The sequence below is a fragment of the Sphingomonas sp. Root710 genome (genome assembly GCF_001429065.1).
Lineage (GTDB): Bacteria > Pseudomonadota > Alphaproteobacteria > Sphingomonadales > Sphingomonadaceae > Rhizorhabdus.
Genome location: NZ_LMIB01000002.1, coordinates 24974 through 40042 on the forward strand (window position 1 = coordinate 24974; position 15069 = coordinate 40042).

Annotated in this window: 14 protein-coding genes and 1 pseudogene; 6 read left to right on the top strand and 9 right to left on the bottom strand. The window is 65.2% G+C overall.

What is annotated here, in order from left to right; all coding sequences use genetic code 11:
• Nucleotides 1-14: 14 nt before the first annotated feature.
• On the bottom strand, nt 15-308 hold the full coding sequence (locus ASE00_RS08890) for a hypothetical protein (RefSeq protein WP_056379518.1): 294 nt from the start codon (nt 306-308) through the stop codon (nt 15-17).
• Nucleotides 309-414: 106 nt separating this feature from the next.
• On the opposite strand from ASE00_RS08890, the gene ASE00_RS08895 reads away from it, so the two are divergent.
• The 5 genes from ASE00_RS08895 (at nt 415) to ASE00_RS08915 (ending at nt 5774) form a co-directional block, all read left to right on the top strand.
• Nucleotides 415-1287: an alpha/beta hydrolase gene (locus ASE00_RS08895; RefSeq protein ID WP_235538604.1), complete on the top strand. Its 873-nt coding sequence runs from the start codon at nt 415-417 to the stop codon at nt 1285-1287.
• 35 nt (nt 1288-1322) lie between these two features.
• A complete protein-coding gene (locus tag ASE00_RS08900; RefSeq protein ID WP_056379521.1) occupies nt 1323-2954 on the top strand; it encodes a helicase HerA-like domain-containing protein in 1632 nt (543 codons plus the stop codon).
• 2 nt (nt 2955-2956) lie between these two features.
• Nucleotides 2957-3952 carry a hypothetical protein gene (locus tag ASE00_RS08905; RefSeq protein WP_056379523.1) on the top strand — a complete coding sequence of 332 codons (996 nt, stop codon included), beginning with the start codon at nt 2957-2959 and terminating at the stop codon, nt 3950-3952.
• Between the two features lie 8 nt (nt 3953-3960).
• Nucleotides 3961-4704, top strand: a complete 744-nt coding sequence (locus ASE00_RS08910) for a class I SAM-dependent methyltransferase (RefSeq protein WP_056379525.1) — start codon at nt 3961-3963, stop codon at nt 4702-4704.
• A 74-nt stretch (nt 4705-4778) separates the two neighbouring features.
• Entirely contained in the window at nt 4779-5774 is a 996-nt protein-coding gene (locus tag ASE00_RS08915) for an ATP-grasp domain-containing protein (RefSeq protein WP_235538605.1), read from the top strand.
• Here ASE00_RS08915 and ASE00_RS08920 read toward each other — a convergent pair.
• From ASE00_RS08920 to ASE00_RS08950, 7 genes are all read right to left on the bottom strand, one after another.
• On the bottom strand, nt 5771-7405 hold the full coding sequence (locus tag ASE00_RS08920; protein ID WP_056379527.1) for an ATP-binding protein: 1635 nt from the start codon (nt 7403-7405) through the stop codon (nt 5771-5773). The two genes, ASE00_RS08915 and ASE00_RS08920, sit on opposite strands and share 4 nt — an antisense overlap.
• 69 nt (nt 7406-7474) lie before the next feature.
• Nucleotides 7475-8233, bottom strand: a complete 759-nt coding sequence (locus tag ASE00_RS08925) for a TIGR02186 family protein (protein WP_056379529.1) — start codon at nt 8231-8233, stop codon at nt 7475-7477.
• Nucleotides 8230-9144: a sulfite exporter TauE/SafE family protein gene (locus ASE00_RS08930; protein ID WP_056379531.1), complete on the bottom strand. Its 915-nt coding sequence runs from the start codon at nt 9142-9144 to the stop codon at nt 8230-8232. The genes ASE00_RS08925 and ASE00_RS08930 overlap by 4 nt, the downstream gene beginning before the upstream one ends.
• A gap of 124 nt (nt 9145-9268) precedes the next feature.
• Complete coding sequence (locus ASE00_RS08935; RefSeq protein WP_056379533.1) at nt 9269-10261, bottom strand: NAD(P)H-dependent flavin oxidoreductase; 993 nt, start codon at nt 10259-10261, stop codon at nt 9269-9271.
• A gap of 36 nt (nt 10262-10297) precedes the next feature.
• On the bottom strand, nt 10298-11071 hold the full coding sequence (locus ASE00_RS08940) for an SDR family oxidoreductase (RefSeq protein ID WP_056379534.1): 774 nt from the start codon (nt 11069-11071) through the stop codon (nt 10298-10300).
• Nucleotides 11068-12105, bottom strand: coding sequence for a phosphotransferase family protein (locus ASE00_RS08945; protein ID WP_056379536.1), 1038 nt, complete (start codon nt 12103-12105; stop codon nt 11068-11070). The genes ASE00_RS08940 and ASE00_RS08945 overlap by 4 nt, the downstream gene beginning before the upstream one ends.
• Nucleotides 12102-13349 (bottom strand): acyl-CoA dehydrogenase family protein, encoded by a 1248-nt coding sequence (locus ASE00_RS08950; protein WP_056379538.1) that lies wholly within the window; start codon nt 13347-13349, stop codon nt 12102-12104. Before ASE00_RS08950 ends, ASE00_RS08945 begins: the two co-directional genes overlap by 4 nt.
• 224 nt (nt 13350-13573) lie before the next feature.
• Here ASE00_RS08950 and ASE00_RS08955 point away from each other — a divergent pair, with 224 nt between their 5' ends.
• A complete protein-coding gene (locus tag ASE00_RS08955; RefSeq protein WP_056379540.1) occupies nt 13574-14824 on the top strand; it encodes a TetR/AcrR family transcriptional regulator in 1251 nt (416 codons plus the stop codon).
• 90 nt (nt 14825-14914) lie between these two features.
• Here the strand turns inward: ASE00_RS08955 and ASE00_RS24030 are convergent.
• A pseudogene (locus tag ASE00_RS24030) lies at nt 14915-15069 on the bottom strand (serine/threonine protein phosphatase); the annotation flags it as partial.

The window sequence follows — 15069 nt, forward strand, 5'->3', positions numbered from 1 at the left end:
GGATGACGACCTGTTTACTTCCCCGCATTCTTCCGCCGCGTGACCCAGCCCTTGCGTGCCGCCGCCGATCGCTGTTCCGCCGATCCGGACTTGTTGGCGCTGCCGCCGCGAGAAGAGGATTCATGGGTATCCTTCTTGCCGCGGCCCGAGCCCGATTTGTTGCCGCCGCCCGACTCCTTGTTGACGGTGGCCCATGCACGGGCTTCAGCCTGCTTTTTCGGCACGCCGCGTTTCTCATAGCCTTCCTCGATATGCTCGGCCTTGCGCTTTTGCTTGTCGGTATAGGCGCCCTTGTCTCCACGCGGCATCGCTCGTCTCCATGATTCTGCTATAAGCGGCACCAACGCCTGAGCGCCGGGCAATTTCCGCGTACTTGCGATTGACCGGAACGCCGCGCGATCGCAGTGTCGGATGATGACCATGCGCCGCGCGGCGGTCCTCCTTGGCGTCCTGATCCTGCTCGGCCTTGGCGCAAGCTGGGTGGTCGGCGCCGCGCTGACCCGCCCGCACCCCGGGCCTGCCACCCCGCCATCGCCGCACGACCTGACCATCGCCTCCGCGGACGGCGTGTCGCTGGCGGCGACCTATCTCCCCGGGCCGGGCGACCGCACAGCCGCGATCCTGCTGCTTCATCCCAAGGGCGGCTCGCGTCACGGATTCGACGCGCTCGCCGCCTGGCTGAACCGGCGGGGCTATGCGACGCTGGCGATCGACTTTCGCGGCCATGGCCAATCGACTCCGGCGCGCTACAGCTTCGGCTGGGACGAGAGCCGCGACGCCGCTGCCGCCTTTCACTGGCTGAAACGGCAGCAGCACGGTGCGCCGGTGGCGGTGGTCGGCCTGTCGCTGGGCGGCGCGGCGAGCCTCCTCGGCGATGGACCGCTGCCCGCCGACGCGCTGATCCTCCAGGGCGTCTATGGCGATCTCCGCCAAGCGATCCGCAACCGGATCGCGACGGTGACGGGCGCGGGGCCAGCCTGGCTGCTCGAACCCCTGTTGAGTTTCCAGACGAAGCCGCGCATCGGCATGTGGCCGGGCGACCTCTCGCCGCGCTCCCGCATCGCCGCTTATCGCGGCCCGCTGCTGGTGATCGGGGGCGGAGCGGATCGATACACCCCGCCGTCCGAAACCCGCGCGCTTTACGCCGCCGCGCCGGGCCCCAAGCGGCTCTGGTTCGCGCCCGGCGCGAGCCACGAAGCGGTGACCGCGCTCGACACTCCGGCCTATCGAAAGACGCTGCTCGCCTTTGTGCAAGAGCGGCTTCCTACCGCGCCGCCCGCTCGCTAAGCTGGCCCTATCCGGTAAGCGTAGGAGATGGCGGCATGATCGACGAGAAGGGCATTTTCCTCGGTGCGAGCCCGAGCGCCTCCGGACCCCAGCCCCAATATCTCAACCTGCGCCGCGCCAATCGCCATGGGCTGATCGCGGGAGCGACCGGAACCGGCAAGACGGTGACATTGCAGGGTATCGCGGAGAATTTCTCCGCCGCCGGGGTTCCCGTCTTCCTTGCCGATGTGAAGGGCGATCTGGCGGGGATCGCGATGGCCGGGTCGCCCACCGCGAAGAATGCCGACAAGCTCGTCGCGCGCGCCGCGGAGATCGGGCTGGAGCCGTTCACCTGGGGCGACAACCCCGCGATCTTCTGGGATCTCTATGGCGAACAGGGCCATCCCATCCGCACCACCGTGTCCGAAATGGGGCCGCTGCTGCTCGCCCGGCTGATGAACCTCAACGAGGTGCAGGAAGGCGTACTCAACATCGCCTTCCGCTATGCCGACGAGGAAGGGCTGCTGCTGCTCGATCTCGGCGATCTTCAGGCGATGCTCGCCTATTGCGCCGAAAATGCCGAGGCGCTGTCGGCGCGGTTCGGCAACGTCACCAAACCCAGCGTCGGATCGATCCAGCGCCAGCTTCTCCAGCTCGACAGCCAGGGGGGCGCGCATTTCTTCGGCGAACCCGCGCTCGACATCCATGATTTTCTGGGCGTCGATGATCAGGGACGCGGCTATGTGAACGTGCTGGCCGCCGACAAGCTGATGCAGAGCCCGAAGCTCTACGCCACCTTCCTGCTCTGGCTGCTCAGCGAGCTGTTCGAGACGCTTCCCGAGGTCGGCGATCCCGACAAGCCCAGGCTGGTCTTCTTCTTCGACGAGGCGCACCTGCTGTTCGAGGATGCCCCCAAGGCGCTGACCGACAAGATCGAACAGGTGGTGCGGCTGATCCGGTCGAAGGGCGTCGGCGTCTATTTCGTCACCCAGAACCCGATCGATATTCCGGAGGATGTCGCGGCGCAACTCGGCAACCGTGTCCAGCATGCGCTGCGCGCCTTCACCCCGCGCGACCAGAAGGCGATCGAGGCGGCTGCGGACACCTTCCGGATCAACCCCGATCTCGACGTCGCCAAGGCGATCATCGAGCTCAAGGTGGGCGAGGCGCTGGTGTCTGTGCTGCAGGACGACGGATCGCCGAGCATCGTCCAGCGCACCCTGATCGCGCCGCCGCGCTCGCGCCTCGGGCCGCTCGACGCGAAGGAGCGTGAGATCATCCAGTCGATCTCGCCGGTCGCGGGCAAATATGACACGGTCGTCGATCGCGAATCCGCCGAGGAGATATTGGCCGCGCGGGGCAACGCCGCCGCGGCCGCCGCCCAGGCCGCCAAGGCCCAGGTCGAAGCCGACAAGGCCGCCGCGATCCAGGCCAAGGCCGAGGCGAAGCAGCAGGAGCAGGCGCTCAAGGAAAAGGCGCGGCAGGATGCGATCGCCGCGCGCGAGGCTGCCAAGCCGACCGGGATCGACCGCGCCATCCAGTCGGCCACCCGCGCGGCGGCATCGTCGGTCGGGCGTCAGGTCGCGAATGAACTGGGCCGTGCGGTGTTCGGTGGCGGACGGCGCAACGCGGGCGGCGGGATCGCCGGGCAGCTGGTGCGCGGGATTCTTGGAGGCTTGTTCAAATAGTCATGGGCGAGGGGGAAAAGGCGCGGGGGCGCGTCGCTTATCTATTCGGTTCGGACCTGCAGACCGGCGTCGTCGCAGCAGGGACGGGCAGTGTCGCCAGTCCCGGTAGCACCGATGTGTGGAACCTGCGCGAAGGGGACCGCGGCGATTTCGCGCGAATCCACATTCCGGGCAATTTCCGGAGGATCAAGACGCGGCCGTCGCTGGCCGGGATACGCATCATCCTCAACCTGATCACGGATCCGGACCTCAATCCCGATGTCCTTCATTATGCCGACCAGTTCCTGAAGCCTTTTCGCGGGAAGATACTCAACCGGCCGCAGGCTGTCCTGAAATCGGGCCGGGATCATGTCGCCCGGCTGCTCGACGGCATTGACGGGCTGATCGTGCCCCGGGTGGTGCGCTTTCGCGGGCATCCGAACCTGGCCGCAGGCGCGGTCGACAAGGCGGGTATTCGATTTCCGGCGATCTTGCGCGAGACCGGCAAGCATGACGGCGATGTGATCGGCGTCATCACCGATCGCGACGAACTGCTGGCCCGGGTCGACCCCGCCAAGCATTATTTCCTGACTGAATTCGTTGAGCTGCGCAGCGACAGCGGCCTTTATCACAAGATCCGCGTCTATTTCTTCGGACAACGCTCGTTGGTGCGCCATCGCCTCGTGTCGGACCATTGGAACGTCCACGCCCCCGATCGCCCGCGCGTGCTGGTCCATCATCCCGGGGCCATCGCGCGTGAGCAGGAACTGATCGAACGGGGGATTGACGCGCTGCCGCCCGTCGCCCGGGCGGCAATACTGGCGATCCGCGCGCGTATGCCGCTCGATTATTTCGGGATCGACTTCGCCGTGATGCCCGACGATCGGGTGCTGCTGTTCGAAGCCAACGCGACGATGAAATTCTTCCCGATCGCCTTCGATCCGCCCTTTCCCTATTTCGCAACCACCCTGGCCCAGGCGACGCGCGCGTTCAACGCGATGCTCGCCGACGAGGATTGAGCCCCGCCATGTTCGACAATTACGAGGCGATCTTCGCGCGCCGCGCCGACAGCTATCAGCAGGCCATGGCCGATTTCCCGCACGCACGCGATGCGGAGTTCGCGCTGGTGGTCGATCCGCTCGACCCCGGCTCCGCGACGGTCTTCGACATGCCGGCGGGGGCGGGCTATCTCCGCGCCTATCTGCCCGCCGACAAGCGCTATGTCGCGGTCGAGCCGGTCGGATATTTCTTCGATCGTTGCCCGGCCGATCCGGGCACCGGGCGTATCCAGAGTCCAGTCGAGGCCGTGGACGCCCCCGACGGCTGCGCCGATGCTATCGTCTCGCTGGCGGGCTTGCATCATGCGCCGGACTTGCTGGCGATCTTTCGTGAATGTCACCGGCTGTTGCGTCCCGGGGGGATGCTGGTCGTCGCCGATGTCGCCGAAGGCTCGCCGCCCGACCGTTTCCTGAACATCTATGTCCACGAGAATAATCCTACGGGCCATGAGGGCCGCTTCCTCAATGCCGCAACCGCTCCCTTGCTGCGTCAGGCAGGGTTCGTGGTCCTCAGCGATGCGCTTGTTCCGGTGCCATGGCGTTTCGCGGGCGCGGTGGACGCCGGCAGCTATTGCGCGAGCCTGTTCGGGATCGAGGGCCGCGAACCGGCCGAGGTGGCGGATGCGATGACCAAGATTGTCGGCACCGCCGCCGATGCCGAGGGCTTCCGTGTCGATTGGAGCCTGCGCCGGATCATCTGCCGCAAGGGTTGAGATAAGTTAGCGGCGGCTTGTCAGGATTTTCCGTCTGCCTATGAGGCAGGCGAGGTTTTGGTCGGGATGTTCTAGTGTATCTGCCGGCAGGGCGTGAAGGGCTGACCGATCGGCGGCTTACCTATCTTTTCGGATCGGACCACCAGCGCGGTATCGTGCGGCCCGCCGATGGCGATGTGCGCAACGTCGGCAGCACCGACCTCTGGCGGCTGCGCACTGACGACAGCTTTCTCCGCCTGCATATCCCGGGCAACTTTCCCCGGCTCAAGGTCCGGCCGGCGCTCGATCGCATCGGCACGGTCCTGAACCTGATCACCGATCCCGACCTCAACCCCAAGGTGCTGGGATATGCCTCTCGGCTGCTCCGAGAGCATGGCGGCCGGGTAATCAACCGCCCCGAGGACGTTCTGCGGTCGAGCCGGGACCGGATGGCTGATCTGCTGGATGGAATCGATGGCCTGATCGTGCCACGCGTCGCCCGGTTTCGCGGGCATGCGAACCTGGCGCTGCGCGCGATCGAGAGCGCAGGATTGCGGTTCCCTGCCATCCTGCGCGCAATCGGTACGCATAATGGCGAGATTTCAGGAATCGTTGCATCTCCGCAGGCGCTGGCGGCCATAATCGATCGAAAGGAGGAATATTTCCTGACCGAATTCGTCGAATCACGTGATCAGGCCGGGCTGTACCACAAGATCAGGCTCTTCTTTTTTGGTCCGGACGCGGTTTTCCGGCATCGGATCATCTCGGACCAGTGGAATGTGCACGGGCCCGACAGGGAGCGGTTCATGGTGCACCATCCGGCCGCGATCGCCTTGGAACGCGAGATGGTCCAGCGGGGCCTCGCCGCCTTTCCGGCGGAGGTGCGGTCGGTCTTGCAGGCGGTACGGGCCCGTGTGCCGCTCGACTATTTCGGGATCGACTTCGCGCTGATGTCCGATGGTCGGCTGCTGTTGTTCGAAGCGAATGCGACGATGAACTTCTTCTCGATGAGCCGGGAGCCGCCGTTCGACTATTTCGAGCCGCTGCTCGCCGAGGCGCAGGCGAAGTTCACGGCCATGATAGAAGCTTAGCGGCCCTGATTCCGCCAGCGGCCGATGACATGCTCGACCAGCGCATCCTCGTCGCCTGTACGGCGCCACAGATCGGAGAAGACCGGATCGTTCGACGCTGGGCGCAGCGCTTCCTCCAGATCGTCGAAGGCCACGCGGATCGGGATCGACACACCCTCGCCGCAGATGATCGCCTCGCGGTTGCGCAGCGCGGGGATTGAGTCGAGGAAGCCGCGCGCGCCTTCGGGCATCGCCGCGCGGACGAAGGCCTGGTCGCGCTCGTTGTTGAGCCGCATCGAGATGATTGTGCCGCATTGCGACAGCACGCCTTCCGCGAGGTCCGACGGGCGCTGCGTCACCAGGCCCAGCGAAACGCCATATTTGCGGCCTTCCTTGGCGATCCGCTCCAGGATACGGCGGACCGGGCCATTGTTGGCCGACCGGTCCGAGGGGACGTATCGGTGCGCCTCCTCGCAGACCAGCAGCACCGGATGCTGCGCCTGGCCGCGCGCCCAGATCGCATAGTCGAAAACACAGCGCGCCAGCACCGCGACGACGACCGAGGTGATTTCGGACGGCACACCCGACACGTCGATCACCGAGATCGGCCTGCCGTCGCCGGGCAGGCGGAAGATGCGCTTGATGAAGCTCTTCATGCTGTCGCCGACGAGCATGCCCGAGAACATGAAATGATAGCGCGGATCCGACCGGATCTCGTCGATCTTCTGCTTGAGGCGCAGATAGGGGGCGCTGTTGGACGCCTTGTCGAGCTTTCCCATCTCGGTCTGGATGATGTTGGTCAGGTCGGACAGCACATAGGGGATCGGGCTGTCGACGGTGATGCGGGCGACGGTGTCGGCGGCGCGATTCTTCTGCCGCGCGGCGAGCATGCATTTGGCAAGGATGTCGGCGTCGGTCTGCCGCTCGGCGCCGGTGGTGGTGAGCAGGACTTCGCAATGCTCTTCGAAGTTCATCAGCCAATAGGGCATCGCCAGGTTGGTGACATTGTAGGATGCGCCGACTTCGGCGAAGGCGGCGTCATATTCGCCGTGCGGGTCGATCATCACGATATGGCCGGCGGGCGCCATCTGGCAGATGCGGTGGAGGATCAGCGCGGTGGCAGTCGATTTGCCGGTGCCGGTCGAACCGAGCAAGGCGAAATGCTTGCCGAGCATCGCGTCGACGAGCAGCGCGGCGCGTGTCGAATTGGTCGGATGGACGGTGCCGATCTCGATATGCGGGACGTTGCCGGCGCTGAAGATCGCGACGGTGTCGACGCTCGACACCGCGTGGACCGGAGTACCCGGCAGCGGATAGCGCGTGACGCCACGACGGAATCCGGCAACATGCCCTTCGCCGTCGACCACGCCTTCGCCGAGGAAGGAGATATGCGCGGTGATCTCGCCGCCGTCGCTGCCAAGGTTGTGGATCGAGGCGATCACGCAGCGGCCCGCCACCATCATCCGCAGCATCGAGCCGATCTCGCCGGCCATCGCGACCGTGCTGTCGCCGTCGCGCGCCATCAGTTCGAGCAGCTGGGGATTGAGCCGCACCTCGGCGTCGCCGCCGGTGATGCGTTCTATCCGGCCCAGTGGCGTCGCGGCCAGGCCTGCCGCCTTCTCGAACGAAGTGCCCCCGACGATGTCGTTCATGCCGCCCAATCCTCCATGCGCCCGCGCGGTTCTAAGGAGGAGCGGTTAATAAATGCCCTTCGCCAAGGGTTACTCGCGCAGACGCCGGAAGATCGTGCTGGCGAGCCAGCCCAGCCCGAGCGACAGCAGCACCGCGAACAGGCCATAGAGGAAGCTGTGGCGTTCGGCCGCCTGCGCGACGAAGGCTTCCATGCCCGATTTGTCGATATCGATGTCGCGGGTTGCGGCGGCGATCACGCGGCCTTTCTCGATCAGGAAGGTCTCGGCGGTGTAGCGGCCGACCGGCACGCGCGCGGGAATGGCGATGCGCGCGCGATAGAGGACGCCTTCGCTGATTTCGACACCGCGATCGGTCTCCGAATAATAGCCGCCGCGCCGCTTGAGATCGATCAGGCCTTCCTCGAAGCGCCGGTCCTCGGCTGGATCACCGCCGCTTGCCGGCGACAACTGCATATTGCCGATACCCAGCTCGTAGATCACCGCCGTGCGCGGATCGACGATCTTGGCGATCGGCTTCGACGAGGCCAGCGCGTAGAAGGATGGAACCGAGCGGAAATCGGCGCTGTCGGCGTTGATCCACATTCCGGCGATCTTGCGCTTCTCGCGGATCAGAACGGATTCGGATGGCCCCTTTACCACGACCGCGATCTGGGCGTCGTCGCTCGGCGCCTTGCCGCCGGGATAGAGGATCGCGCCGAACAGCAGCAGTTCCGCACCGGTGAAGCTGTAGATGATCTCGATCTTGCGCTGCGAGACATCCGGCACCAGCCGGGGGTTCTCGGCGGAGACGAGCAAGGGTGCGAGCAGGAGGAGAAAAAGCCTCCTCATTGCAACTGCACCGTAAAGATTTCCGGCGGCCGCCAGGTGAGGCCTAGCAGCATCCGGATCGCCACGACCAGCACGATGAAGGCCAGGATCAGGCGCAGATATTCGGGCTTCATCTTCTGGGCAAACCGCGCTCCGAACTGCGCGCCGATGACGCTGCCGATCAGCAGCAGGCCGGTGAGGACGAGATCCACCGCGCGGGTCGTCATCGCGTGGATCAGCGTGGTCGCCGCGGTGACGAACAATATCTGGAACAATGAGGTGCCGACGACGACCCGCGCCGACATGCCGAGCAGGTAGATCATCGCGGGCACGAGGATGAAGCCGCCGCCAACACCCATCAGCACGGTCATGACGCCGGTGGCGAAGCCTAGCAGCAGCGGGGCGAGGGGGGAGATGTAGAGCCCCGATTTGTAGAAGCGCCAGCGGAAAGGCAGCATCGCGATCAGCGGATGGTGGCGCTTGCCGCCGGCTGTCGGTTGCTCGCCGCGCCACTCGGCTATCAGCGCCTGGATCGCCTCACGCGCCATGACGATGCCGATGCCGCCGAGCATCAGCACATACATGACGTTCACGACGGTATCGATCTGGCCGATGTCCTGCAGCACGCGGAACAGGAAGCCGCCGAGCAGCGAGCCGAGCGCGCCGCCGACCACCAGCACCGCCCCCATATGATAATCGACGCCGCCGCGGTGACCATGGGCAAGCACGCCCGAGACGCTGGCGCCGGTGATCTGCGGCGCCGAGGAGGCGACCGCGACCGCAGGCGGAATGCCGTAGAAGATCATCAGCGGCGTCGTCAGGAACCCGCCGCCGACTCCGAACATCCCCGACAGCAGGCCGACGAGCCCGCCCAGGCCGATGATGACCAGGATGTTCACCGAAAGGCCGGCAATGGGCAGGTAAAGATCCATCGCCAAGGGCTAGAGCATTTTGGGTATGAGAGGGAAGGCTGGATACCGGAAAAATACGGGCAACCACATCTGCCTGCACCGCCGCCGCCCGATCAGGGCCGATCGGGTCCAACGGCGCCGGTGGTCAGGCCGCCGCGACGGCTCTGCCGAACATCGTCGCGAAGCGGGCATGGGCGATCTCGTCGGCCTCGGCCATGATCCGGTCGATCAGGACGCGGACGGTCGGCACGTCGTTGATGAGCCCCGCGACCATGCCGCAGCTCCACGCGCCGATCTCGGTCTCGCCGTCCTTCATGATCCGGCGATAGACGCCGACCACTTCATGCGCGATGTCGTCGAACGTGATCGCGTCGCCCAGCGCCTTCTCCTTCTGGACGATACGTTCGACGGCGGGGTTGGTCAGGACACGCTCGGTGTTGCGTAAGGAGCGCATGATCAACCGGGTGTCGCGTTCGCCGGCGGCGACGATCGCGGCCTTCACATTGGGGTGGACGGGGGCTTCCTGGGTCGCAAGGAAGCGGGTGCCCATGTTCATGCCATCGGCGCCCAGCGCCAGGGCTGCCATCAGCGACCGGCCATCGGCCATGCCGCCCGAGGCGACGAAGGGGATGCTCAGCTCGTCGGCCGCGCGGGGCAGCAGGATCATGTTGGGAATATCGTCCTCGCCGGGATGTCCGCCGCATTCGAACCCGTCGACGCTGACCGCATCGCAGCCGATCTCTTGCGCCTTGAGTGCGTGGCGGACCGAGGTGCATTTGTGGATCACCTTGATCCCCGCCGCCTTGAGAGCCGGCATCCAAGCCTTGGGGTTGTTGCCCGCGGTTTCGACGATGCGCACGCCGCCGTCGACGATCGCGTCGATATAGCTCGAATAATCGGGCGTGTTGACCGAGGGCAGGAAGGTCAGGTTCACCGCGAAGGGCTTGTCGGTCATTGTCCGGCAACGGGCGATTTCCTTCGCGAGGTCGGCGGCGGTCGGCTGGGTAAGCGCGGTGATCGTGCCGAGGCCGCCCGCTTCGGACACCGCGGCGGCCAGTTCGGCCAGGCCGACATGGTGCATGCCGCCCTGGATGATGGGATGCTCGATGCCGAACAGGTCGGTGATCCGCGTGCGCATGGTTTGAGTCCTGATGCTAGATGGAGGGGCGGTGTCTCATCCGCCCATGATCGTGGAGCCGCCGTCGATGACGATGGCCTGTCCGGTGATGAATGCGCCGCCCCGCGACGCGAGCAGCAGCGCAGTGCCCGCAATGTCATCGGGTTCGCCGATGCGGCGCAGCGGAGTCGCGCGCTTGACGGCCTCCTCCTTCGCCGGGTCTTCCCACAGCGCGCGGGCGAAATCGGTGCGGGTGACACCGGGGGCGATCGCATTGATGCGGATATTGTGCGGGCCGAACTCCACCGCGAGATTGCGGACCAGCTGGAAGTCGGCCGCCTTCGAAATATTATAGGCGCCGATTATATCGGAACCGATCAGCCCGCCGATCGAGGAGACGATGATGATCGCGCCATCTCTGCGTTCCATCATTTCCGGCGCGACCATCGTCACGAGCCAGTGGTTGGAAAGGACGTTGTTCTCGAAAACCTTGCGGAACTGCTCGTCGCTGATCGTCATCGCCGGGCCGTAATGCGGGTTGCTCGCTGCGTTGCAGACCAGGATGTCGATGCGGCCGAACTGCCGCCGGGTCTCAGCGACCAGCGCTTCGAGCGACGCCTTGTCGGATAGGCTGGCGGCGATGGCGATGGCCCGTCCCGCGCCATGTTCGGCGTTGATCGCCGCGGCGACGTCTTCGCAGGCCGGCTGCTTGCGGCTCGAAATGACGACCCGCGCGCCCGCCGCCGCGAAGGCTTCGGCTATGGCGCGGCCAATGCCGCGGGACGAGCCGGTGATGATGGCGACCTTACCGGTCAGATCGAACAGGTTCATGCTTTTCTCCCTCCGTGCGATGCGCCGGCGATCTCCGCCTGGGCCCAGCCTGCCCGTGCAATTGAGGGCAGGCGTGCGGCCGCCTCCGCCGCCCGGGCGTTCGATGCGTTGCCATCGATCATACGTTTCTTGATGCCTTGGATGATGCCCACCGTCCGGAACAGATTATAGGCGAAATACCAGTGCAGGTCGGGCAGGCCGTCCCGCCCGGTCGCGGCACAATAGCGTGCGACGACGCCGTCGAGGGCCGGAATGTCGGCTTCGGCGAAATCGACCCCGCCAACCGCGGCGCCCCCCTCATGCGGCAGCACCCAGTTCATGGCCAAATAGGCGAAGTCGGCGAGGGGGTCGCCGATCGTCGCCAATTCCCAGTCGAGCACCGCGCGTACCCGCGGCGCATCGGCGGCGTAGATCAGATTATCGAGGCGATAGTCGCCATGGATGATCGATAGCCCAGCCTGTTCGGGCAGAGTGCGCGGCAGCCATTCGATCAGCTGCTCGACCTCGGGGATGTCGTCGGTCTGCGCGGCGCGATATTGCTTCGTCCAGCGATCGATCTGCCGCTGCATATAATTGCCGGGGCGGCCGAAATCGCCGAGGCCGACCGCTTCATGGTCGATCGCGTGCAGCGCCGCCAGAGTGTCCACCATGGCGTCGTAGCAGGCGCGGCGATCCTGCCTGGCGAGGTCCGGCAAGCTTCCGTTCCAGAAGGTGCGGCCCTCGACCATCTCCATCAGGTAGAATACCGCGCCGATCACGGAGCGGTCCTCGCACAGCGCCACCGGCCCCGGTACGGCGAAGCCCGTCGGGTGGATCGCCGAGATCAGCCGATATTCGCGCTCGATCGCATGCGCCGACGGCAGCAGATCGCCAAAGGGTTTGCGGCGCAGCACATATTGGCCGGCATCGGTGCGGACCCGATAGGTCGGATTGGATTGGCCGCCCGCGAATTTCTCCACCGCCTGCAGGCGAGCGCCGCCCGGGATCGCGCTGGATATCCAGCGCGAAAGTGCGGCCTCGTCGAAATCGCTCACCGGGCGGTGGCCCGGTAGCGGCCGAACTCCGCGCGGGCGATGGCGCGGGCGTGAACCTCGTCCGGGCCATCGGCGAGCCGCAGGGTGCGGATGCTCGCCCAGTCGGCGGCCAGCGCGAAGTCGTCCGATACGCCGCCGCCGCCATGCGCCTGCACCGCGTCGTCGAGGATGCGCAGCGCCATGGCGGGCGCCTGCACCTTGATCATCGCGATCTCGTTGCGCGCCGCCTTGTTGCCGGCCTTGTCCATCATGTCGGCGGCCTTGAGGCAGAGAAGGCGGGTCATCTCTATATCGATGCGCGCGCGGGCGATCCGCTCCTCCCACACCGAATGTTCCGAGATGCGCTTGCCGAAGGCGGTCCGCGAGGTCAGCCGCCTGGTCATCGCCTCCAGCGCTTCTTCGGCGATGCCGATGGTGCGCATGCAATGGTGGATGCGGCCGGGTCCGAGGCGGCCCTGCGCGATCTCGAAACCACGCCCTTCGCCCAGCAGCATATTGTCGACGGGAACGCGGACATTGGTCAGGCTGACCTCGGCATGGCCGTGCGGCGCATGGTCATAGCCATAGACGGGCAGGATCCGCTCGATCTTGACGCCCGGCGACCGGAGGTCGACCAGGATCATCGCCTGCTGGCGGTGAGGCTCAGCCTCGGGATCGGTCTTGCCCATCACGATCGCGATCCGGCAGCGTGGATCACCTGCGCCCGACGACCACCATTTGCGGCCGTTGATCACATATTCACCGCCCTCGCGGCGGATCGAGGTTTCGATGTTGGTGGCGTCCGACGATGCCACGCCGGGCTCGGTCATCAGGAAGGCCGAACGGATTTCGCCCTCCATCAGCGGCTTCAACCAGGCGTCTTTCTGGGCGCGCGTGCCGTAGCGATGGAGCACCTCCATATTGCCGGTGTCGGGCGCCGAGCAGTTGAACACTTCCGACGCCCACATGATGCGGCCCATCTCCTCGGCGCACAGCGCATATTCGACGTTTGTCAGGCGCTCTCCGGTGAAGACGAAGCCGTCATCGGCTTCGCCATGTTCGCTGGCGGGCGGCATGAACAGGTTCCAAAGACCCGCGGCCTTCGCCTTCAGCTTGAGTTCCTCGATGGTCTGAAGCGGTGTCCAGCGGTCACCGGTCGCGAGTTCCTGCTCCAGCGCGCCGATCTGCGGGCGGACTTCGGTGGCCATGAAGTGGCGGACCCGGTCCCGAAAATGGGTTTCACGTTCAGTCAGGGAGAAATCCATGGCTCAGCTCCTTTCTCAACGTCCGGGCGACGGTTGCTACCATATTTTCGATTCACCGATCTATTTAAAAATCAGAATGTCAGAAGTCCAGATAAAATATGATTATATATATGTATTTGGTGTTATGGGTATGGAGAATAAATCTTCGAATTAACCGAAAAAATGGATGAGCCACCGGCATCCGGCTATCGACAGCCGGCGCATCTTCGACAAGAAGCTATGAGATGAACGCACAGGGTGATCCGTCCGGAACCGCTTCGCCGCCATCCGCCTCAGCGGGTTCTTCGACCCGCTTCGAACGCCAGAAACAGCGGATCCTGGATGCGGCGACGCTGTCGCTCAACCAGAAGGGCGTGTGGGGCATGACCCTGCAGGAGGTCGCCAGTGCGCTCGACCTCGGCACGTCCAGCGTCACCTATTATTTCAAGCGGCGCGAACATCTTGCGGCGGCAGTGTTCGAGGCCAGCTTGTCGCGGCTGGCTGGGCTGGCGGAGCAGGCCGGCCGGGAGGCGACGCCCCGCGCCCGGGTGGCGCGCTATATGGAACTCTATTTCGCGCAATATGCGAGCGCCCTGCGCGGGGAGTGCAGGCCCTTCGCCATTCTGTCCGAGATTCGGGCCATGGAAGAAGGTGTCCGGTCGGCGCTGATCGGACAATATCAGGAGATTTTCCGTACGGTGCGCGCCTTTTTTGGCGACGTTGCGACCGAGGACCGAAAGCGGCTGCTCACCGCGCGCGCGCACATCCTCAACGAAGCATTGTTCTGGTCGGAGGTCTGGCTGCAGCGCTTCGCGATCGGTGATTTTCCCAACGTCCGGCAGCGCATGCTCGCGGTCTTCGATGGCGGACTCGTCACGCCCGGCACGCGCTGGGAGGCGGACGTCATCGCACTCGATGCCGCACCCGATGCTGCCGATCAGGAGGATTATCTGCGGGTCGCCACGCGGCTTATCAATGATTTCGGCTATAGGGGAGCGTCAGTCGAGAGGATCACCGGCGATCTCAAGCGCGCCAAGACCAGCTTCTATCGGCATCTCGAAGGCAAGGACGAACTTGTCGCGGCCTGTTCTAGGTACAGCCACTACCGGCTGGCGTCGCTCCGGCGCCTTGCCGATCAGGAGCGGTCCTCGGCCTGGGACCGGATCGCCACCACGCTGCGGTCGGCCCTGGCGCTTCAGTTTCGTGGCGAGTTTCCACTGCTGCGATCTTCGGCGCTGCAGGCGATGCCGGCTTCGGTCCGCCAGCGCGCGGTCGAGCGATCCGAACGAACGGCGCTGGGGCTGATGGGGCATCTCGTCTGGGCGATGCACGACGGCAGCGTCAGGATCGTAGATCCGCTGATCGCCAGCCATATCGTCACGTCCTCGATCGACGCATCCTACGACCTGCGCGGGTGGCGGACGAAACTGCCGCTCGAGCAGGCGGTCGATACCTATATGACGGTACTGGCGACGGGCATTTTCGACCCAGAATAATCTTCAGAGCGATGCGACGGGCCACCGCCGGGCTATATGACGTCATCCTGAGCGACGGTTGGCGGACAAACCCCAGGGAGCTCCCCGGCGCTAGCTCTGCAGGAACCAGCGTTCGTCGGCCTGAAGGCCAATGGCGGAAAGCCGGCCCGTGGCATAGGCGCCGGTGTCGATCCCGATCCGGTTCGATCTTATGTCGATCTGCTCCGAAACCGAATGGCCGTGCACGACCATCATCCCGTGGCTGA